Raw genomic sequence first — 21934 nt, 5'->3', positions numbered from 1 at the left:
ATTAAGTAAAAATGGAAAACACAAAAAAAATGAGAACCTGGTTAGATGATTTAAAACTAGATCATCCGTTAGTAATTGCAGGACCTTGTAGCGCAGAAACAGAAGAGCAAGTATTAAAAATTGCTCACGAATTGAAAGATACAGATGTAAGCTATTTTAGAGCAGGTATTTGGAAACCAAGAACAAGACCAGGGAATTTTGAAGGTGTTGGAGCTTTAGGCTTAAAGTGGTTACAAAAAGTAAAAGCAGAAACAGGAATGAAAGTTTGTACAGAGGTTGCAAATGCAGCTCATGTAAAATTAGCTTTAGAGCACGATATCGATTTATTATGGATTGGTGCACGTTCTACAGTATCGCCTTTTATAATGCAAGAAATTGCAGATGCTTTACAAGGAACAGATAAGCCTGTTTTAATAAAAAACCCAGTAAATCCAGATTTATCTTTATGGTTAGGAGGTATAGAAAGAATTTATAGTTCTGGTGTTAAAAACATAGGAGCTATTCATAGAGGATTTTCAACATACCAAAAAACAAAATATAGAAATATTCCAGAATGGCAAATGGCTATCGAGTTTCAAAATAAATTTCCAGACATTCCTTTAATAAACGATCCATCGCATATTACAGGTAAAAGAGATATGATTTTTGATGTGTCTCAAACAGCTCTAGATTTAAATTTTGATGGTTTAATGATAGAAACTCATTACGACCCTGATAATGCTTGGAGTGATGCAGCACAACAAGTTACACCATCTACATTAGTACAAATAATGAGAGATTTAAAAATTAGAAAAGAAACTGATGCAGAAGCAGAATATAATAGTGCTTTAGATAATTTAAGAGCTCAAATTGATGTAGTTGATAACCAAATTATTGAGTTATTAGGTAAACGAATGAAAACATCTGATAGCATTGGAGCCCTAAAAAAACAAAAAAACGTTGCCGTTTTACAATCTAAACGATGGAACGAAATTTTAGGAAAAATGGTTTTAGAAGGCGAGCAACATGGTTTAAGCGAAGAGTTTATTTTAAGAATGTTTAAAGCCGTTCACCAAGAGTCAATTAATCACCAAGAGAAAATTATTAACGGATAGTAATGGTTGGTAAATAAACATAAAAAAGCCTCGCATTGCGAGGCTTTTTTATAATTAAATTATTGTTTGTTTCTTTTAAAAAGATATCTAGTAATAAAAATACCTTGTCCGTCACCTTTTCCACCTTCACTTTCAACAGCACTTGTTACAAAAGCTAGTTCCCAGCCTTCTTCAATCATGGTGTTAATTTTAGATTCTATTACGGCATCATTAGCAGCAATGTTTTGAAAACGAATACCACCAATGTTATAAAAGTTTAATAATTTAGTTTCGTCAAAATCTTTAACTCGTATTTCACCACGTTTAGATTTGTTTCTCTTATTATCTTCCTCAGTTTGGGTTGAGGTAAATGCTTTATAATCTTTTTTCTCATTAGCACTAATAAGTCTAGAGCGCCCTAACCCATTAGGTACAATAGACTCTACACTAGTTACAACTTTGTACTCTACTTGCGCATTAGATTCTAAAAAAGTAAATAAAGAAATGGTTAATACAATTAATAATTTTTTCATGTTGTTGATTTTTTGATTTATGATTTAAAAAACGGCTAATATAGAAATACTCTTACATTAAAATGTTAATTTAATTTAAAAATAATGTAATGGAGTATTTGTTTTTTAATAGACAGTACATTAATTAAAGGGTTGCATAAGCTTAAAAAATATTTTTAAATTTTATTTGTAACAAGAAATTAGCTTTTAAAAAAGTATTTACTATTAATATAAATCAATATAAAAATTGTTATTTTGTGATATATTATAATGAATGACAGGACACGTTTATAAATCTACAGGAAGTTGGTACACGGTAAAAACCGAGTTAGGGCAAACTTACGAGTGCCGTATAAAAGGTAAGTTTCGTATAAAAGGTATAAAAAGTACAAACCCAATTGCGGTTGGCGATGTTGTAGATTTTGAGCTTGAAACTAATAATAATCAAGAAACAGGAGTTATTCATAACATTCATGACAGAACCAACTATATTGTTAGAAAATCTGTAAACCTATCTAAACAAACGCACATTATTGCAGCAAATTTAGATCAGGTTTTTTTAATGATTACTATTAATAACCCTCCAACCCTTACCAGTTTTATCGATAGGTTTTTAGTAACGGCCGAAGCCTATTCTATAAAAACTATTTTGTTGTTTAATAAGATAGATACTTATAATGAAGACACTTTAAACGAAGTGAAATTTTTAGCGCACCAGTATAGAGAAATAGGTTACCAGTGTATAGGTGTGTCTGCAAAAACAGGGAAAAATGTAGATAAAGTAAAAGCACTAATGGAAGGAAAAACAAGTATGTTTTCTGGGCATTCTGGAGTTGGTAAATCTACATTAGTAAATTGTATAGAACCCGCATTAAATATAAAAACTAAAGAAATTTCTACTTTACACAGTCAAGGACAGCACACAACAACTTTTGCAGAAATGTTCGATTTAAGTTTCAATGCTAAAATAATAGACACTCCAGGAATAAAAGGCTTTGGTGTAGTTAATATGGATAAAGAAGAGGTTGGCGATTATTTTCCAGAAATTTTTAAACTAAAACAAAACTGTAAGTTTAATAACTGTTTACACCTAAAAGAACCTAAATGTGCTGTTAAAGAAGCTTTAGAAAACCAAGAAATACCATATTCGCGTTATAGAAGCTACGTACAAATTCTTGAAGGAGAAGACGAACATTACCGAACCGATATTTGGGATAAAGAATGAAAGCAGTTATACAACGAGTATTAAAAGCAAGCGTAACCATTGAAGGCGAAAAAGTAGCGACAATAGAAAACGGACTTTTAGTATTGTTAGGCATAGTAAATGATGATGCCCAAAACGATATTAAATGGTTATCCAATAAAATAGTAAACCTTCGCGTTTTTAATGACGAAAACGGTGTTATGAATACATCGTTAAAAGATATAAACGGTAATGCCATTGTGGTTAGTCAATTTACACTACATGCCTCAACAAAAAAAGGAAACAGGCCAAGTTATATTAAAGCAGCAAAACCAGATATAGCCATACCAATTTATAAAGATTTTGTAAAACAAATTGAAACCGATTTAGGTAAAAAAGTACAAACGGGCCAATTTGGAGCAGACATGAAGGTCGAATTATTAAATGATGGGCCAGTTACTATAATTATAGACACAAAGCATAAAGAATAAAATATAATGGCATCAATTTTTGGGCATGCCGTATTAGGCTTAACAATAACAAAGGTTATAGATAATAAAAACCTTAAATGGTTGCTGTTGGCTGCTGTTTTTTCTACCATTTTACCAGATTTTGATGTTGTAGCCTTTAAGCTAGGCATTGCTTACCAGCACCCTTTAGGGCATCGCGGATTTACACATTCCATACTTTTTGCAATACTTTGGGCATTAGTATTAATGTTTACAATAGGCAGAAAACATAAGCTTATTTGGTTTTTGGTTATTTTTCTTTCTACAATATCTCATGGTGTGTTAGATGCCATGACGTCTGGTGGCGAAGGCGTAGGCTTTTTTATCCCTCTTAATAATGAAAGATTTTTCTTTTCATTTAGAAGCATATTGGTGTCTCCATTAGGAATTAAAAACTTTTTTTCTACTTGGGGTATAAAAGTGCTTTTAAGTGAATTTAAGTACATAGTTTTGCCATGTTTTTTTACTTTTACTGTAAGATTTTTAATAAAAAAGCTATATTAGTCCTTTAGTTTATTAATTGATTTTTTTCTTTACTAGAAAAGATAGTTGTTTTTGTAGGTATTAAAACCTCAATTATATATTATAAATAACAAGTATGAAATTAAAGCTTATTCTAAGTATTTTATTTTTATTTATCGCAACGCTTTCCTTTTCTCAAGAAAACTTACTTACAAGTTTTAGTATTCCACCCAACCTTAATAAAAATGCAAATGCAGTAATTAGGTCTAATACTGTACAGGTCGAATTAAAATCGCATTACGAAATGTTTGTATCTGTTAAAAGAATAATTACAGTATTTAATAAAGAAGGAAATCATGCTATTAATGCCTATGTACATTATGATAATAATGTTAAAATAAAAAACCTAGAGGCTATTGTTTATAACAATTTTGGTAATCAAATAAAAAAAATAAAAAAGCACGAGTTTAAAGATGTAAGTGCTGTAGATGGTGGCACCTTATATTCAGATTCTAGAGTTAAATATCTAGAATTTACACCAATTAGCTACCCTTATACTATAGAGTTTGTATGCGAAACCATAAGTAATAATACAGCATTTATACAATCTTTTATGCCTATTGATGAGTATTTTGTTAGTGTTGAAAATAGTAGTTATCAAATTAATTATCCTTTAAATTTAAAGATAAGAACCAAAGAGAAAAATTTTCAAGATTTCGATTTACAAAAAGAAAAATTTAATGGGCAAATTAAATACCATGTTAAAAATATTCAAGCTTTAAAACCAGAAGAATATGCACCTGCATTTTTTGATATTGCTCCTAAAGTATTATTAGCATCAAAGTATTTTACCCTAGAAGGAGTAAGGTCTCAGGTTGAAACTTGGGACGATTTTGCAAAATGGATGTATCACGACTTAATAAAAAGCACACACGATTTGCCCGAAAGTACCATAACAATGGTTCAGGATTTGGTAAAGAACGAACCAAATAATATAGCAAAGGCAAAAAAAATATACGAGTATGTGCAAAATAAAGTAAGATATATAAGTGTGCAAGTTGGTATTGGCGGTTGGAAACCTTTTAATGCTTCAGAAGTCGATAGGTTGGGTTATGGCGATTGTAAAGCTTTAACAAATTATACCATGGCTCTTTTGCAGGCTGTAGGAATTACATCTAACTACACGGTAGTTTATGCCGGAGAATCTCAAAGGCATATTGAAAATGATTTTGCAGCCATGATGGGTAATCATGTTATTCTTAATATACCAACAGATACAGAAGATGTTTGGTTAGAGTGTACAAGCCAAAAATTACCATTTGGTTTTATAGGAGACTTTACTGATGATAGAGATGTGCTAGTAATTACACCAAATAGTGGCAAAATAAAGCATACTAAAAAATATAGTGTAAACGAGAACATTCAAAAAATTAAAGGCCGTTGTAGTATTACTAACAATGGGGTTTTAAATACCAATGTTATGATAACCTCGAAAGGAATACAGTATGATAACAAGTATTGGTTAGAAACCGAAGTTGAAAGAGATTTAAATGAGCATTACAAGAATAGGTGGCGTTATATAAATAATATAACTATAAATAATATAACTATTGAAAATAATAAAAATAATGCCGAATTTATTGAACACATTAATTTCAATGCAACCAATTACACAAAAAAAGTAGGAGACAGAATGTTGCTAACCCTAAACGCCTTAAACAGAAACACACATATTCCCAATAGATATAGAAACAGAAAGTTACCGCTTAAGATAAACCGTGGATTTAAAGATATAGACGAGTTAGAAATTAAGCTTCCAACCAATTATAAAGTTGAAGCAATACCAAAAAATAAAACCATTCAAAATAAATTTGGAAGCTATAAAACAGAGTTTGTCGTTATAGATGAAAACACACTTATTTATAAGCGCGAATTTATAATTAATGATGGCCTATTTACAAAGGAAGACTATAGCCCATTTAGAGAATTTTACAAAGAAGTTTCAAAACAAGATAACGCTAAAGTTGCTTTAATTAAAAAATAACAATTACTATTAATATGAGAATTATTACTATTTTATTTTGTATGTGTTTTTCTTTAACACTATTATCTCAAGACTTTAAATTTGGAAAAATATCAAAAGCCGAGCTTCAAGAAAAGTATAATACTTTAGATTCTTCGGCAAGTGCAACGTATTTGTATAAGTATAGGAAAACCCATTTCGAGTACTTTCAAGATAAGGGGTTTCAGCTTTTTACAGAAGTGCATCAACGTATTAAAATTTATACCCAAGAGGGGTTTAATCATGCAACCCACCAAATTATGTTATATAATAGAGGAGGCAATAAAGAAAAAGTGTCTAACCTAAAGGCATATACATATAATATGGTTAATGGTAAGGTAGAGGATACCAAACTGCAAAAAAATGGTGTTTTTGAAACAGAATATGATGATTATCGCGACCTATATAAATTTACAATGCCTAATTTAAAGGAAGGCTCTGTAGTTGAATTTAGGTATACTATTCTTTCAGATTTTATTTCAAATATTGATGATTATGTTTTTCAGCATGATATTCCTGTAAAAAAATTAGAAGCTATTTTTGAAACACCCGAGTATTTTAACTTTAAAGTAAACACTAAAGGGTTTTTGTCTATTAATCCTAAAAAAGAAAAAGTTCCAGGCAAGATAACATTTCAAAATAAAGAAAGATATGGTTCTAACGGAACAACAGATTTTTCTTCGTCTGATTTAAATTTCATGAAAAATGTTACAACCTATAGTTTAACCAATATTCCAGCTTTAAAGGACGAACCCTATGTAAATAACATATCTAATTATCAATCTGCGGTTAACTACGAGTTGTCTTATATACAGATGCCACAATCGTCAACAGAATATTATTCAACCACATGGGAAGATGTTGTAAAAGCAATATATAACAACCCTAGCTTTGGTTCAGAATTAGATAAAACTAGTTATTTTAAAACCGATGTTGAAGCTTTAATAAAAACCACTTCAGATCCAATGCAAAAAGCACTATTAATATTTAATTTTGTTAAAAGCAAAATAAAATGGAATGGTTATTATGGTAAGTATTGTAATTCAGGAGTTAGAAAAGCCTATAAAGAACAAGTAGGTGGTGTTGCAGAAATAAACTTAATGCTTACGGCTATGTTAAGATATGCAGGATTAAATGCCAACCCGGTTTTAGTAAGTACAAGAGAAAACGGAGTGCCATTATTCCCAACCAGAGAAGGGTATAATTATGTAATTTCCTGTATTGAAACCCCAAAAGGTATTGTTTTGTTAGATGCTACTAATACGTTTTCTGCACCAAATGTTTTGCCTTCAAGAGTGCTAAATTGGGAAGGTAGAATTATAAGGAAGGACAATACATTTTCAACAGTAAACCTATACCCAAGCCAGAAGTCTAAAAAAATCGTTTCTCTATTTTTAAGTTTGGATGAAACAGGTACAATAAAAGGCGGAATTAGAAATATAAAAACGGCAAATAACGCATTGTTATACAGAGAAAATTACATAAATACAGATAATAATACTTTTATTGAAAATCTAGAAAACGAATATAACGGTATGGAGATTTCAGATTTTACTGTTAAAAACGATAGAGATTTATCTAAGCCTATTATGGAATCCTTTAAGTTTTCTTTAGAAAATCAAGCAGATATAATTGGAGATAAAGTATATTTTTCGCCAGTATTTTTTCTAAAAACAAAAGAAAACCCATTTAAGTTAGAAAAAAGAGAATTTCCTGTAGATTTTGGATACCCTTCAAGCAGTAAATACACTATTGTTGTAAATTTGCCAGAAGGATATAAAGTAGAAAGCGTACCAGAATCAACGGTTATAGCATTACCAGATAATTTAGGGAGCTTTAAGTATAATATATCGCCAACAGATAGTAAAGTACAAATTGTAATTGAGTCGGAAATAAATCAGCCAATAATTTCACCAGTTTATTATGATGCGTTAAAATCATATTTTAAAATGTTGGTAGAAAAAGAGTCAGAACAAATCGTGTTAACCAAAGCATAATGAATATTAAAAACGCACAAAAAGAAGTAGATAATTGGATAAAAGAACACGGTGTTCGTTATTTCAATGAATTAACAAACATGGCGCAGCTTACAGAAGAAGTAGGCGAAGTAGCCAGAATAATAGCTAGGCGTTATGGCGAGCAAAGCGAAAAAGAAAGCGATAAAGATAAAGACTTAGGCGAAGAGCTTGCCGATGTGTTATTTGTAGTATTATGTTTAGCAAACCAAACAGGTGTAGATTTACAAAATGCTTTTGATAAACGAATGGATAAAAAAGGAAAACGAGACCACGACAGGCATCACAATAACAAAAAACTTAAATAACTACTTTAATTTGCATGATGTGTTTAAAATTAAGCAAGAGCATAAAAAAATCATTAAGATTCATAGTATTAATCTCGATTATCGAGTAAATTTGCCACTTCTTTAAATTTAGGAATAATTAGAACATGCACTTTACACTTCAAAAATCCGAAATAGCAAAACAATCATCAGTTCAAATAACAGGATCAAAAAGCGAATCTAACAGACTATTGTTATTACAAGCCTTATACCCTGAGTTTAAATTAGAAAATGTTTCAAACTCCGATGATAGTAATTTAATGACAAACGCATTAAGCTCTCAATTAGAAATTGTAGACATCCACCATGCCGGTACAGCAATGCGTTTTTTAACAGCTTACTTTTCAATACAAGAAGGTAGAGAAACCATACTAACAGGTTCTAAACGAATGAAAGAGCGCCCAATACAAATTTTAGTTGAAGCCCTGCAAGAATTAGGAGCCGAAATTAGTTATGTAGAAAAAGAAGGGTACCCACCAATAAAAATAAAAGGGAAAAAGCTTATTAAAAATAAAGTATCTTTAAAAGCTAATGTAAGTAGCCAGTACATATCGGCCTTATTACTTATCGCATCAAAATTAGAGAACGGCCTAGAATTAACTTTAGAAGGCGAAATTACCTCTATTCCGTACATTAACATGACTTTAAGTTTGTTGGACGAAATAGGAGTAGAAACATCCTTTAACAATAATGTAATAACTGTAAAACCCAACACAAAAACGTTAAATGCTAAAACGTTAACTGTAGAGTCCGATTGGTCTTCGGCATCATATTACTTTAGTATTGTGGCTTTAAGCGATGTTGGAACAGAGATAACTTTGTCGTCTTATAAAGAAAATTCATTACAAGGCGATTCTTCATTAGTAGAAATTTATAAACATTTTGGTGTATCTGCAGTTTTTAATAAAAATACACTAACACTAAAAAAAGAACCATCTAAATTAGCACCCTTAACTTTAGATTTAAAAAATGCACCAGATATAGCGCAAACCATAGCTGTAACCTGTTTTGCCTTAGGTATACCGTGCGATTTAATAGGGCTACATACACTTAAAATAAAAGAAACAGATAGGCTTGTTGCTTTAAAAACCGAAATAGAAAAATTAGGAGGGCAAGTAAAAATCACAGACAAATCATTACATCTATCGGCTTCAAGTGGTATAAAATCAATGGTTTCAATAGCCACTTATAACGACCACAGAATGGCAATGGCATTTGCACCATTAGCTTTAAAAACAGCCATTACTATAGAAGAAGCCATGGTAGTTTCAAAGTCATATCCAACCTTTTGGAATGATTTAGAGTCTATTGGTTTTCAAATAAGTAAATAATAAACAGCTATTTACTTGACAACCCCTATGTTCAGATTGTATATTTGCATCTTTCTCACAAAAATTAATAAAAAGTAACACATGAAATTATCAAACTTTGGCTTCGAGTTACCAGACGAACTACTAGCAGAATACCCAGCTGAAAACAGAGACGAATCGCGTTTAATGGTACTTAATAGAAAAGAGCAAACTATAGAGCATAAAATGTTTAAGGATGTTATTGACTATTTTGATGAAGATGATGTATTAATCTTAAATAACACCAAAGTGTTTCCAGCAAGACTTTATGGAAATAAAGAAAAAACAGGAGCAAGAATTGAGGTGTTTTTATTAAGAGAATTAAACGAAGAGCAACGTTTATGGGATGTTTTAGTAGACCCAGCACGTAAAATAAGAATAGGAAATAAACTATACTTTGGAGATGATGAAACCCTAGTCGCAGAAGTTATAGATAATACAACATCAAGAGGGCGTACCTTACGCTTTTTATACGATGGTTCATACAGAGAATTTCGTTTAAAACTAAACGAATTAGGAGAAACACCACTACCAAAATACATAAAAAGAGATGTAGAACCAGAAGACGAGTCGCGTTACCAAACCATATTTGCAAAAAACGAAGGCGCAGTAGCAGCACCAACAGCAGGGCTTCACTTCTCAAAACATTTATTAAAACGCTTAGAAATAAAAGGCGTAAACTTTGCAGAAGTTACATTACACGTAGGATTAGGAACATTTAATCCTGTAGAAGTAGAAGACTTATCTAAACATAAAATGGATAGCGAAGAGTTAACCATAGACAGCAAAGCTGTAGAAATTGTAAACAAAGGACTTAAAGAAAAACGTCGTGTATGCGCTGTAGGTACAACAGCCGTTCGAGCCATAGAAAGTTCTGTATCTACAAACGGCATGTTAAACGAATTTGATGGTTGGACCAATAAATTTATTTTCCCACCGTACGATTTTAGCATACCAAATGCCATGATAACCAATTTTCATACCCCAAAATCAACACTATTAATGATGGTATCTGCATTTGCCGGGCATGATTTTGTAAAACGAGCTTACGAAGAGGCAATAAAAGAAGGCTACAATTTTTATAGCTACGGCGATGCCATGTTAATTATATAAAAAAACAAACCTAAAATCATAAAAAGTCTCGTTTATAACGGGGCTTTTTCTTTTTTGGCAGGTATATTAGGGCATTACCCAAGGGTCGGGCTTTCGGCAGTCGCTTTTTTGTGTTGCATAGGCGCAACAACACAAAAAGAGCTTCAACAAAGCCTCAATCCCTAATGCACAAAAACAGTATCAAACCATAATTATCAAATCATAATTCATAATTAGAAAAACCTTTCCTTATTTTTGCAATACATATGGCAACAGCTAAAAAAGACATACGCGCATTAACCAAAGAACAACTCAGAGAATTCTTTGTAAAACAAGAAGACAAAGCCTTTCGTGGTAACCAAGTTTACGAATGGTTGTGGCAAAAATCGGCACATAGTTTTAATGATATGACAAACCTATCAAAACAAACCCGACAAATGCTAGAAGATAACTTTGTAATTAATCATATTAAAGTAGATCAAATGCAACGTAGCAGCGATGGCACCATAAAAAATGCCGTACGCTTACACGATAATTTAGTAGTAGAATCTGTTTTAATACCAACAAAAACAAGAACAACGGCCTGCGTATCCAGTCAAGTAGGCTGTAGTTTAGATTGTAAATTTTGCGCAACCGCACGTTTAAAACGAATGCGCAACTTAAATCCAGACGAAATTTACGACCAAGTCGTAGCTATAGATAACGAAAGCCGTTTATACCATAACAAACCATTAAGCAATATAGTATTTATGGGTATGGGCGAACCACTAATGAATTATAATAACGTATTAAAAGCTATAGATAAAATTACATCGGACGAAGGCTTAGGTATGTCGCCAAAACGAATAGTTGTTTCAACATCGGGAGTACCAAAAATGATAAAAAAAATGGCCGACGACGATGTTAAATTTAAACTAGCCGTATCCTTGCACTCTGCAATAGATGAAGTACGAACTTCTATCATGCCATTTAACGCTACATTTCCACTAAACGATTTAAGGCAGGCCCTACAATACTGGTATGCCAAAACAAAAAACAGAATAACATACGAGTATGTAGTATGGAAAGGTATTAACGACAAAAGAAAAGATGTTGATGCCTTAGTAGAATTTTGCAAATTTGCACCAAGTAAAGTTAATATAATTGAATATAACCCAATAGACGATGGTGAGTTTCAACAAGCCCAATCTACGGCTATAGATATGTATGTAGAAATACTCGAAAAAAATAATATTACCGTAACCGTAAGAAGAAGTAGAGGCAAAGATATTGATGCAGCTTGCGGGCAATTAGCTAATAAAACTTAAAAATAAGCTTTCTAAAACCTATATTTTAACCGCGTTTTAAATACACTATAAATTGAAAGTAGTAGAACAAATAAAACAACCTATAGCCTTCGAAATGGATCTTTTCGAGCAAAAGTTTCAACTTTCTATGTCAAGTAAAGTAGCGTTGTTAAATAGAATTACACATTACATAGTAAACAGAAAAGGCAAACAAATGCGACCAATGTTTGTGTTTTTAGTAGCCAAAATGGTTTCTAATGGAGAGGTAAGAGAGCGCACTTATAGAGGCGCATCAGTTATAGAGTTAATTCATACAGCAACTTTAGTGCACGACGATGTAGTTGATGATAGTAACCGTCGCAGAGGCTTTTTTTCGGTAAACGCATTATGGAAAAATAAAATAGCGGTTTTAATAGGCGATTTTTTACTTTCTAAAGGTCTATTACTTTCTATTGATAATAACGATTTCGATTTGCTTAAAATAATATCTATTGCCGTTCGAGAAATGAGTGAAGGCGAATTGCTTCAAATTGAAAAAGCAAGAAAACTAGATATTACAGAAGATGTATATTATGAAATTATTCGTCAAAAAACAGCAACTTTAATTGCAGCTTGTTGTAGTTTAGGAGCAGCATCTGTAAAGCCAGAATCTAGTCATGTAGAAACTATGCGTAAGTTTGGAGAATTAATAGGTATGGCATTTCAAATAAAAGACGATTTATTTGATTACGGAGATACCCAAATAGGAAAGCCTACAGGTATTGATATTAAAGAGCAAAAAATGACTCTGCCTTTAATATACGCCTTAAATCAAGCTCCAATAAAAGAAAAAAAATGGCTTATTAATTCTGTGAAAAACCATAATAAAGATACCAAACGAGTAAAAGAAGTTATAGCTTATGTAAAGGCTAATGGCGGGTTAGATTATGCTATAAATAAAATGAAAACATTTCAAGAAGAAGCACTTAATTTACTTAAAACCTATCCAGAATCTGAGTATAAAAATTCATTAAAGCTTATGGTGAATTACGTTATTGATAGAAAAAAATAACTCTAGTTGTTGTTTAAATAGTAATCTAACGATGTTAAATTATGTAGCCTTTATTCAGGACGGGGCAGCATTATGCACAACGTGTTTGTATATGGAAAGTTGCGTGTTTGCGTGCGAGGATTTTCCGAAGGAAAATCAGACGTAGCAAACGTGCAACGACCTTTGATTAAGCACAATATAGCAATTTTTTATATACGTCTTAACTTAGCAATTCACTAAATTTATTATTTAATCATAAAGAACCAAAGAGAGGAATAAGGTTATTATAACTTCAATTTTATCTTCGGAAAGTGATTGATAAAATATAATGTGTTTCCCAGATTTTAGTCCGAGCAAGTTTTTGTTTATTCCGTCATATTCTTTTCCAACATCAGGATTTTGTCCGATTCCATTACACGCTAACTTTATTGTCGCATAATATTTGTCCGCCTGTTTTGCTGACCATTTTTCAAAAGTATAATCCCAAATGTCATTCAAGTCATCAATGGCTTTTTGTCTTAATATTACTTTAGCCATTTTTTCTTTTTTCCGCTTTTAGTCTTTTTAGATTTTCGTCAAAGTCAAAGTCTTCCACTAATGGGCTGTTTAGTCCTTCTTGAATTGCATTTCGTAAAGCAATTACTTTACTTTCTTCATTTTCCAAAAGTCTAAGTCCAGCTCTGATTACTTCACTAACGTTTTTGTATCGTCCAGCAGATACTTGAGTTTGTACGAACTGATCAAAATAATTTCCAAGCGATATTGATGTGTTTTTCATTTCGTTTTTAATTTTAATCAAATATACCAAATATTGGTAAAATAATCAAATTTGTAGATTTTCGCTCAAATTACACCCAACGTTAAGTATAAGAATAGTAGCCGACTGCGTGGTACTTTCCTGTCAAGTTACCATGAAGTTGAAGCGGGCTACAATCCCTGAATTTACTACTATCTCGGCTATTATTTTTATACATTGTTGTGCATTCGTTTTTTTTCAATCTCCATATTTAGGATTCAACTTTGTAGGAATTGGGGCATTAGTATCTTTCCACCATTTTTGTAAATCCTCTAAAAGTTCTTCTACCTTTTCAGGCTTGGCTTCTGCTAAGTTGTTTTGCTCTCCAATATCTTCAGATAGGTTATATAATTCAATGGCATCATCTTCAAAATAGTAATGCATTTTCCAATCGTCCTTGCGTATCACAGAACCAGGCCTTGTTCTAAATAAAGGGTCTCTGTTTTCGTTGTCTTTTCTATTATAAGACTCCAAATAGATTGGGAAATGCCAAAATAATGGGCGTTCTAGTGTTTCTGTTTTTCCTTCTAGCACCGAAGATATATTAACTCCATCTAATTCCAGTTGGGTATTCTGAATACCAGCATAATTCAAAATAGTTGGAAAGATATCGAGATTGGTAATTGTTACATCGCTCTTTGTATTTGGTTTAATTATGTTATTATAAACGAAGAAAAAGGGCTCTCGAATACCGCCTTCGTAATAACTCCCCTTTCCTGCTCGTAAAGGTTTTTGTTTAGTTACTCCATACAAACCTCCATTATCTGATGTAAACACAATCAAAGTATTATCAAAAATATTTTTGTCTTTTAATGTTTGGATAAGCAACCCAATATTTCTATCTAGATTATCTACCATGGTAGCATACTCATAGTTTTTTTGACCATTCCAAGGTGCCTTATTCTTATATTTAGGTAACAAGCTATCTACTGGCGTTATAGGGGTATGTACTGCATAGGGAGAATAGTATAAAAAGAATGGAGAAGCAACAGTATCAACAAATTCTATAGCCTTTTCCATAACCAAATCAGTTAAATATTCACTTTTCCCTTTAGTAATATTCACGCTTTTATAAGGCGGGTAGTAACTTTTTGGAAGACCTGCATGACTACCACCTATATTTACATCAAAACCGTCTTCAAGTGGGTTGTGACTTAAGTGCCACTTGCCTGCATGACAGGTAGTATATCCATTACTTTTTAAGACTTCAGGAATTACAATGAATTTTGAAGCTAAGAGGTTTGTGTTTTTTGTTGGAATTAATTTACGGTCTTTAGCTTGTCCTCTTTCAGAAGAATTCACCGTATAAATCCCATGACGTGGAGTCCACATTCCTGTCATTAAACAGGCTCTACTTGGTGCGCAGTTTGCTGATGCTGCATAACCATTGGTAAATACCATACCTTTGGTAGAGAGCGCATCAATATTAGGCGTTTCGTAATATTCACTCCCCATAAAACCAACATCTTTCCAACCCATGTCATCAATGTTTATAATGACTAGGTTGGGCTTAATTCCATTTTTATTTGTTGGTCCAATGATACAAGCATTAACTGATAAAACCAGAATAATAGAAATGACTATTATTAATCTCATATTTTTATCTACACAAAATCTCATATTCTCCTTTTTTAAAATGATGCACAACGGTCTCGTATAACCGTCAGTTACGGGTTAATATGCGTTAATTTTCGGTTTAGCACTGACATTAGCAATTCCGAGTGGATTCGGACGTAGTCGAATCCGCCGTAATTGCGGTTATACATCTTAACTTAGCAATTCACTAAATTTATTATTTAATCATAAAGAACCAAAGAGCGGAATAAGGTTATTATATACGCAGAGACCTAGATCTCGTCAACATTGATAATCCCCTCTCTTATCTACGTTAAATTCGTTCAGTTCTAAGAAGCTTTAGACTTCGATTTCAAGTTGTTGAATTCTCAGTAGATTGGCTCTTTACAATTCTATTTTCTTATGACTAAAGATATAAAATATTTTGGTTTAGACATTAGTAAAGATGTCTTTGATGTATGCGATAATCATCACAATTATTATCAATTTAAAAACAGTTTAATAGGCTTTAAAAAGTTGCTAAAATTATTAGATCATAATACGGTTTGCGTTATGGAAGCTACCGGTTACTATCATGTACGCTTGTCTTACTTTTTATTAGATAATGGTTTTAAGGTTAGCATAGTAAATCCATTAAAAATTAAGCGTTATATTCAAATGGAAATGTGTAAAATCAAGACAGATAAGAGTGATTCCAAGATGATTCAGCTTTATGGACAAGACCAAAAACCTAAGTTATGGTTTGGTCAATCAAAAACGCAGCAAGAGAGTTTGCAAATATCGCGTTTACTTAGTGTTTATAGTAAACAAAGCACTCAAATTAAAAATAAAATTCATGGAGAAATAGTTTTAGGCACCCCATCAAAAGCAGTTTTAGGCTCTTTAAAGAGACAATTAAAAAGTTTAAAAAAGGAGATAGAACTATTAGAAACAAAGTTAGAAGAGAATGTAAAATCAGAGTATCAAGCATCCTTAACCCTTTTAAAAAGTATACCAGGAATAGGAAGTAAAACAGGATTAATGTTATTGGTTTTTACAGATGGTTTTAAGCGTTTTGAAAGTTCAAAAGAACTGTGTAGTTATGCTGGTATAACACCAATAATAAGGCAATCGGGAAGTAGTATAAAGGGGCGACCCCGAATAAGTAAAATGGGAAATCCAAAACTTAGAAGCTTATTGTTTATGTGCAGTTTTAATGCCTGTAAATATAATAGTGCTTGTAAAGCACTATTTGATAGAATTGTGGCAAAAGGAAAATGTAAAAAACTTGTTTTAATAGCGGTTTGTAACAAACTATTAAAGCAGGCTTTTTCTATAGTTAAAAAAGGAATACCTTATAACCCTGAGTTTAGAAGTACTTTGGTTATAAAACAATAATTTTTACTTGTTTTTTACCTCAGTTCTTTGTTGGCAACTGGCTTTTTTCAGTCGTAAATTCTAATAATTTCTCCATTTCCTTTTCCGTTTACACTTCTTACATATCCGTTAATTACTTTTTTCATTGGTATCGGATTGTGTCCTGGGAAATAATCTTTGTATTTTTCATAAGCATCTTCAACCATTCCTGAAGAAACTACATTTACCCTAATTCCGTTTTCAATTTCAAGTGCAACAGCTTTTACGAAACTATGTATTCCACCATTTACCATAGCAGCACTTGCAGTTTTCACAACTGGGTCATCTGCTAAAATTCCTGTAGATAGAGTTATAGAACCATTAGAATTTAAATAATTCTGTCCAATGCGTACAAGATTAACTTGTCCCATTAGTTTACTTTTAAGACCGATATAATAATCGTCTTCAGATAGTTTATTGAAATCGTCCCATTTTGCTTCTCCAGCGATACAAATTATAGCATCCACTTTTCCAATCTTTTCAAACATCGATTGTATTGAACTACTATCAGCAATGTCAACAGTCACGTCTCCATTGGTTCGTCCAGCAATTATGATTTCGTTTTTTTCTTTAAAATGTGAAACAACAGTTTTTCCTATTGTTCCGTTTCCTCCAATTATTAAAATTTTCATTGTTTTAATTTTTAAGTTAAGCATTTAGTCTTGTTACATTTCTCTTTTTTATTTCTTGACTTATATATCGTTAAAGTCGCAATGATGCTCCAAAGCAGATTGGTTACAAATGGTGGGATAGCATTGTAGTAATAACAGTTTATGGCTATTAAAAGTCCTCCAAGCAAGTTTAAATACTTGCCATAGTCCAAATATTTTTTGTTTTCGATTAACGTTAGGGCATAGGCAAGGATTATCAATCCTGAACCTGACCAACCTAAAATGTCAATTAATAATTTCATAGTTTGTTATATTGCGAAATGTCGATATATTTTGTCAATTTTTTTTTTATGTTAGAAAATCCGTAAACTGTTTAATAGTCTCTTCGTTCCTTTTTAAATAAGACCATTTACCGTGTCTTGTTGATATTAAAAGTCCGCATTTTTCCATATTGGTCAAATATGTTGAAATCGTTGATTGAGATAATTCCGTTTTTTCTTGAATATAAGTTACACAGACACCATCGTTAAAATGCTTTAATGTTTCGTGTGGTGGAAAATGTTTCTCTGGTTCTTTCAACCATTCCAATATCTGAAATCTGATTTGGTTCGATAAACATTTACCTATTTCTGTTGCTGTTTTCAAATTCATACTTCAAATATATTGATAATTCTCGATATGTAAAAATGAATTCGTGTTTTTGTTTGAAGCTCGATGTTTTTTTAGCTTGTTGCCAACGGTCTCGGCTATGAGTAGTTGCGTGGTTTAGTACTAAACTTTGCAAGTACACACCAATCTGAAAATCCGCGAGGATTTTCAGAAGTAGGCGAGAACAAGCAATTACTTATAGCCATTGTTGTGCATAGTGCTTTTTATTTTATTATCTCAAATGTATCTATAAAATCTAAAAATTTCTTTTCTACATTATTATCGTCTGTAACTTGAAGCATATAACTTTTCATTTTATGATGAAAAAAAACAGCTTTTGTTGTTCTGTTATCTTGTGTATTCTCATAATAAACAGCATCATAATCCTTGAATTTTTTACGACTATTTTTTATTGACATTTCATCTAACTTGGTTTGATAATAGTCTAAATCGTTTTTATTGTAATCTTCAATTTCTTTATCATTTTTTCCAAACAAAACTTGGTCAAAAGAACTCACATTGATATTGTAATCTGTATTATTATGATAAACGTGATATGGTTTTGAGTTATCTGCCATTCCAGCTTGTTTCATTTGTTGAATTCGTAATTTATCCAACTTTAATTCTCCTTTACATTTAACCATAAAACCATCTTCTTGAAAAACCTGATAACCTTCTTCAAGTGCTTTATTCTTGTCAAATGAATTTGCAACAGGAATATTTATTGAATTCGTTTTTCTTGAAATTGACTTAATACTTTTTGCAATTTCATCAAAGGTGTTATCACTCAAAGTCATTGATTCTATATTGAATTGAGTATCTTTTGACTGAACTATTGCGAAAGTAATGTAAGAAGTTAGAGTAACTAAACCAGCACCTTTGCCTTTAACATCATTTTTATAAAAGGAAATGATTCCTTTTAAATCATCATTTTCAAAATTTTCTGTTTTCACTAATCGTTTGTTCTTATAAAGGTCTTTAGCATCTTGCGCAGAGGAATATTCTTGAATCTCTTTGTTTAAATCTGTAGAATTAGCAAATTTTGTTTCTATTAATAAAAATGATGTCTCTCCAGATTTCCAAACTTTTCTTCCCTCACTATTTCCATAACTAAAATAGTCAGATGGTATTTCGATAGTAAAGTTATCAGTCAGTTCTTTTTTAGAGTATTTTGTTTCCTTTTTTTGGTTACAAGAAAGTATTATAGTTGATAATATAATAATTGATGAAATGCGTTTTAATTGAATCATATTTTTTTAATTACAAGCTCTAAATAAGAGCATTACTATTAGTCCTGAAATTCCATAATAAATGAACATTTGAAACATTTTAGAGCCAGCTTGTTTAGTAGCTTCTACACTTAAATCTGCAATCTCTTTAAGTGTTTGTTTTGCTAAATCCACCGCTTGCCTGCGTGCATTTCTCATCCATTTTTCTAAAGTTTCATCTTCTACTTCATATTCATAGCTTCTTGATTTTGTTTTAGTGTTTTCTTCTTTCTCGTATTTCCTTTCTTCTCGTTGATATTGAGTTTGTTCTTTAAACTCTTTGTATTTTGAATATTCAATATCATATCTTCTTCTTGCATCGCTATCTTTTAATATAAGATAAGCCTCATTAATTTCCTGCATTTTTATAGTAGTATCCAAACCAATGTTTTTATCGGGATGCCATTTTAATGCTTGGGTTTTAAACGCAAGTTTTATTTCAGTTTGAGTTGCTGTTTGAGGAATTTCGAGAATGGAATAATAATCCTTAAACACGATTAGTCTCTTTTGTCAAGTTGGTGTTTGTCAGTTTCAGTAATTTCATTTTTTACAGAAGGTTTTTTCCAAACTGCTCGAATTCCGGCAACCATTCCAGCAAAAAGAATTAACCCTAAAATTCCTGGTGTTCCACTTCCTTTATTAGCTGCTACGATAACTCCAAATAAGAAAATGAATCCAATAATAATTCCGATTGTAACAATGACTTTTGACATATTTATAGTTTTGGTTAGTTTGTAAAATTCTAAATTAGTTTTATTTTTTCCTTACGGTTTTTCGCAATCAACTGTGTTATTTAATTTTTCGGTTGTTTCTTCAGCATTATGCACAACGTGTTTGTGTATGATTTCGTTGCGTGTTTAAGCAACTAATTTAGCAAATAAAAACCGAATAGAAAATCCGCGAGGATTTTCGTAAGTAGGCGAGAACTAGCAATAAATTATATACGGTGTTAGCAAACGTTATTTTTCTATCCATTCTTTAATTTGATTAACCCTTTTCGCATCATAGAAAATTCCTTGATTGCTAAATCCTTTTCCTGACTTATGAATTCCTATTACTATCAGTTTACCATTTTTTTCAATCCAGAGAGGTGAACCGCTACTTCCACCACGAGTGTTTAGTTTGTAATTCAATAATATATTTTCTGTAATATTAAATTTTGTTGTCGAATTGTGATAGTGAACTCTTGCTTTTTTGGGTTTCCAAAATTCAAAAAATCTAAAAAAAGGATAACCAGATATGTTAATTGTTTTAGAGTCTAGATTTTCAACAAGTTCTATTTCAAATTTTTTATTGCTTGATTTTTCTAAAACTTTATTAAAAACTTCTTTATTCTCAAATTTTATAACCGCATAATCATAGAATCTATGTAGAGAATCAATTTTGTACTCTTTTGGATAAAAAATGTTTTCATTAAATTTACATTCGACTGTTATTTTTCCAAATGGTGAATTGTTTTGCTTGCTATATCCTGGATAAATACTAATTGAATCTTTTCCGTTAACATTATGAGCATTAGTTATAATACTATTTTCGTTTATCATTATTCCAGTTCCGTGAAAAGTACTACCATTTTTATGCATCAGTAATTTAACTACATATGCGTAAGGATATTCTGTAGGATTTATTTTTTTGGCTTGACAAAAAACAGAGTTTGTAAAAAGTATCAGAAATAAGGCAGATAATATTGATGTTTTCATTTTTGTTGATTTTTTATTTATCTTAGGTTTACTGTTTTGCAAACGTTATTTGTTGTCAAGGTTTGTTGCAGTTTTTTCAGTTTTTACCTCATTAAAACTAACGTTTATACCTAATCCAATCCAAGCATTTCCATCGTGTTTCCAATCTACTTCATTATCATTTTGTCCAAGAAAATCCCATCCCATAAAAATTCCAATATTTGCATATCTAGCTGGTTTTATTACACCACCTAATGAAAAGGTAAATGCAGAAGCAGTTCTATCTTCTGTTACATTACTATTTTTGCTAGTGAGATTGACACCAGTTAAACCTAATCCTATTGAAGCATCAAACCAAGAGTCTTGTTTGTAAATACTACCAAAACCAAAAACTAAATTTGCTTGTAAAGATAGGCTAGATTCAAAATCAAAATCGTCTCCACCTCCAATACTTCTCAATCTGAAAGGTACTGTGTAAGCTCCAAAAGCTACTCCTTTATATCTACTGTAAAGAGGTTGTACTAATTGATCAAATTTTTCTTTTTCTATACTAAAAACTTTGTCATTATTGTATTTAGTAAATGATGGACTTGTAGATTTGAAATTCCAATACTTAAAATAAATTCTATCATTATATTCATATAAGACACTAATTTTATTGCGTTTATTTATATCTATTGAGGAAGAAGTTCCGTTTTCTAGTTGTGGTGAAAACCCTTGAGGTAGAGATTGTATAAATTCATAACTTCCAGTTTTCAATTTTACTTCTTCTGTTCCTGTAAATGTAGGTGTAACTTGTGCATAGCTATTAAATCCTAAGAATAGGATTAAAATAAATTTTGTAATTGTTTTCATATTTGGTTGGTTTTGGTTTTTGCAAAGTAGTAATTTCTTAATGTTAGAACTATACCTAATAGTAGGTATTTAATGTTTGCTAACGTGTTTGTATATGGAAAGTTGCGTGTTTGCGTGCGAGGATTTTCCGAAGGAAAATCAGACGTAGCAAACGTGCAACGACCTTTTGATTTAGCTAAAATCAGCAATTTTTTATATACGGTGTTGG

At 31.5% G+C, this 21934-nt stretch carries 24 protein-coding genes; 12 read left to right on the top strand and 12 right to left on the bottom strand.

The genetic code is table 11. From position 1 onward, the window contains the following. Nucleotides 1-11: 11 nt before the first annotated feature. Complete coding sequence (locus ACNG5D_RS13725; RefSeq protein ID WP_418184098.1) at nucleotides 12-1094, top strand: chorismate mutase; 1083 nt, start codon at nucleotides 12-14, stop codon at nucleotides 1092-1094. A gap of 59 nt (nucleotides 1095-1153) precedes the next feature. Here the strand turns inward: ACNG5D_RS13725 and ACNG5D_RS13720 are convergent, their stop codons facing one another. Next, on the bottom strand, nucleotides 1154-1606 hold the full coding sequence (locus ACNG5D_RS13720) for a hypothetical protein (RefSeq protein WP_418184097.1): 453 nt from the start codon (nucleotides 1604-1606) through the stop codon (nucleotides 1154-1156). A 253-nt stretch (nucleotides 1607-1859) separates the two neighbouring features. On the opposite strand from ACNG5D_RS13720, the gene rsgA reads away from it, so the two are divergent. The 10 genes from rsgA to ACNG5D_RS13670 all read left to right on the top strand — a co-directional run bounded on the left by rsgA (nucleotide 1860) and on the right by ACNG5D_RS13670 (nucleotide 12920). Further along, entirely contained in the window at nucleotides 1860-2810 is a 951-nt protein-coding gene (gene rsgA / locus ACNG5D_RS13715; RefSeq protein WP_418184096.1) for a ribosome small subunit-dependent GTPase A, read from the top strand. Beyond that, complete coding sequence (dtd, locus tag ACNG5D_RS13710) at nucleotides 2807-3259, top strand: D-aminoacyl-tRNA deacylase (RefSeq protein ID WP_418184095.1); 453 nt, start codon at nucleotides 2807-2809, stop codon at nucleotides 3257-3259. Before rsgA ends, dtd begins: the two co-directional genes overlap by 4 nt. 6 nt (nucleotides 3260-3265) lie before the next feature. Further along, the gene (locus ACNG5D_RS13705) at nucleotides 3266-3781 is read left to right on the top strand and encodes a metal-dependent hydrolase (protein ID WP_418184094.1); all 516 of its coding nucleotides are present in this window, start codon (nucleotides 3266-3268) and stop codon (nucleotides 3779-3781) included. Nucleotides 3782-3875: 94 nt separating this feature from the next. After that, nucleotides 3876-5783 (top strand): DUF3857 domain-containing protein, encoded by a 1908-nt coding sequence (locus ACNG5D_RS13700; protein WP_418184093.1) that lies wholly within the window; start codon nucleotides 3876-3878, stop codon nucleotides 5781-5783. 14 nt (nucleotides 5784-5797) lie between these two features. Further along, on the top strand, nucleotides 5798-7798 hold the full coding sequence (locus ACNG5D_RS13695) for a DUF3857 domain-containing protein (RefSeq protein WP_418184092.1): 2001 nt from the start codon (nucleotides 5798-5800) through the stop codon (nucleotides 7796-7798). After that, nucleotides 7798-8124 carry a nucleotide pyrophosphohydrolase gene (locus ACNG5D_RS13690; RefSeq protein ID WP_418184091.1) on the top strand — a complete coding sequence of 109 codons (327 nt, stop codon included), beginning with the start codon at nucleotides 7798-7800 and terminating at the stop codon, nucleotides 8122-8124. The genes ACNG5D_RS13695 and ACNG5D_RS13690 overlap by 1 nt, the downstream gene beginning before the upstream one ends. A 125-nt stretch (nucleotides 8125-8249) precedes the next feature. Further along, nucleotides 8250-9473 carry a 3-phosphoshikimate 1-carboxyvinyltransferase gene (locus ACNG5D_RS13685; RefSeq protein WP_418184090.1) on the top strand — a complete coding sequence of 408 codons (1224 nt, stop codon included), beginning with the start codon at nucleotides 8250-8252 and terminating at the stop codon, nucleotides 9471-9473. A gap of 81 nt (nucleotides 9474-9554) precedes the next feature. Further along, nucleotides 9555-10604, top strand: a complete 1050-nt coding sequence (gene queA, locus ACNG5D_RS13680; RefSeq protein ID WP_418184089.1) for a tRNA preQ1(34) S-adenosylmethionine ribosyltransferase-isomerase QueA — start codon at nucleotides 9555-9557, stop codon at nucleotides 10602-10604. Nucleotides 10605-10849: 245 nt separating this feature from the next. Beyond that, nucleotides 10850-11890 (top strand): dual-specificity RNA methyltransferase RlmN, encoded by a 1041-nt coding sequence (rlmN, locus tag ACNG5D_RS13675; RefSeq protein WP_418184088.1) that lies wholly within the window; start codon nucleotides 10850-10852, stop codon nucleotides 11888-11890. Between the two features lie 52 nt (nucleotides 11891-11942). Then, nucleotides 11943-12920 carry a polyprenyl synthetase family protein gene (locus ACNG5D_RS13670; protein ID WP_418184087.1) on the top strand — a complete coding sequence of 326 codons (978 nt, stop codon included), beginning with the start codon at nucleotides 11943-11945 and terminating at the stop codon, nucleotides 12918-12920. A 228-nt stretch (nucleotides 12921-13148) separates the two neighbouring features. Here the strand turns inward: ACNG5D_RS13670 and ACNG5D_RS13665 are convergent, their stop codons facing one another. From ACNG5D_RS13665 to ACNG5D_RS13655, 3 genes are all read right to left on the bottom strand, one after another. Further along, nucleotides 13149-13436: a type II toxin-antitoxin system RelE/ParE family toxin gene (locus ACNG5D_RS13665; RefSeq protein WP_418184086.1), complete on the bottom strand. Its 288-nt coding sequence runs from the start codon at nucleotides 13434-13436 to the stop codon at nucleotides 13149-13151. Next, a complete protein-coding gene (locus ACNG5D_RS13660; protein ID WP_019036946.1) occupies nucleotides 13429-13677 on the bottom strand; it encodes a type II toxin-antitoxin system ParD family antitoxin in 249 nt (82 codons plus the stop codon). The genes ACNG5D_RS13665 and ACNG5D_RS13660 overlap by 8 nt, the downstream gene beginning before the upstream one ends. A 216-nt stretch (nucleotides 13678-13893) precedes the next feature. Then, nucleotides 13894-15291: a sulfatase gene (locus ACNG5D_RS13655; protein WP_418184085.1), complete on the bottom strand. Its 1398-nt coding sequence runs from the start codon at nucleotides 15289-15291 to the stop codon at nucleotides 13894-13896. Between the two features lie 381 nt (nucleotides 15292-15672). Here ACNG5D_RS13655 and ACNG5D_RS13650 point away from each other — a divergent pair, with 381 nt between their 5' ends. Next, entirely contained in the window at nucleotides 15673-16647 is a 975-nt protein-coding gene (locus ACNG5D_RS13650) for an IS110 family RNA-guided transposase (protein WP_418184084.1), read from the top strand. Nucleotides 16648-16694: 47 nt separating this feature from the next. Here the strand turns inward: ACNG5D_RS13650 and ACNG5D_RS13645 are convergent, their stop codons facing one another. The 8 genes from ACNG5D_RS13645 to ACNG5D_RS13610 form a co-directional block, all read right to left on the bottom strand. Then, on the bottom strand, nucleotides 16695-17297 hold the full coding sequence (locus tag ACNG5D_RS13645; protein WP_418184083.1) for a short chain dehydrogenase: 603 nt from the start codon (nucleotides 17295-17297) through the stop codon (nucleotides 16695-16697). Between the two features lie 11 nt (nucleotides 17298-17308). Further along, nucleotides 17309-17578 carry a CBU_0592 family membrane protein gene (locus ACNG5D_RS13640; protein WP_418184082.1) on the bottom strand — a complete coding sequence of 90 codons (270 nt, stop codon included), beginning with the start codon at nucleotides 17576-17578 and terminating at the stop codon, nucleotides 17309-17311. Nucleotides 17579-17624: 46 nt separating this feature from the next. Next, nucleotides 17625-17927 carry an ArsR/SmtB family transcription factor gene (locus ACNG5D_RS13635; protein WP_394907496.1) on the bottom strand — a complete coding sequence of 101 codons (303 nt, stop codon included), beginning with the start codon at nucleotides 17925-17927 and terminating at the stop codon, nucleotides 17625-17627. A gap of 221 nt (nucleotides 17928-18148) precedes the next feature. Then, nucleotides 18149-19174 (bottom strand): hypothetical protein, encoded by a 1026-nt coding sequence (locus tag ACNG5D_RS13630; RefSeq protein ID WP_418184081.1) that lies wholly within the window; start codon nucleotides 19172-19174, stop codon nucleotides 18149-18151. Between the two features lie 6 nt (nucleotides 19175-19180). After that, the gene (locus ACNG5D_RS13625) at nucleotides 19181-19687 is read right to left on the bottom strand and encodes a J domain-containing protein (protein WP_418184080.1); all 507 of its coding nucleotides are present in this window, start codon (nucleotides 19685-19687) and stop codon (nucleotides 19181-19183) included. Between the two features lie 2 nt (nucleotides 19688-19689). Beyond that, nucleotides 19690-19905: a hypothetical protein gene (locus ACNG5D_RS13620; protein ID WP_418184079.1), complete on the bottom strand. Its 216-nt coding sequence runs from the start codon at nucleotides 19903-19905 to the stop codon at nucleotides 19690-19692. Nucleotides 19906-20151: 246 nt separating this feature from the next. Then, the gene (locus ACNG5D_RS13615) at nucleotides 20152-20892 is read right to left on the bottom strand and encodes a trypsin-like serine peptidase (protein ID WP_418184078.1); all 741 of its coding nucleotides are present in this window, start codon (nucleotides 20890-20892) and stop codon (nucleotides 20152-20154) included. Between the two features lie 45 nt (nucleotides 20893-20937). Beyond that, entirely contained in the window at nucleotides 20938-21726 is a 789-nt protein-coding gene (locus ACNG5D_RS13610; protein ID WP_418184077.1) for a hypothetical protein, read from the bottom strand. Nucleotides 21727-21934 lie beyond the last annotated feature (208 nt).

It is taken from the genome of Algibacter ulvanivorans, assembly GCF_048381495.1.
GTDB lineage: Bacteria > Bacteroidota > Bacteroidia > Flavobacteriales > Flavobacteriaceae > Algibacter_B > Algibacter_B ulvanivorans.
The sequence above is the reverse complement of the archived record's forward strand: the minus strand, read 5'-3'. Positions and strand labels throughout refer to the sequence as shown.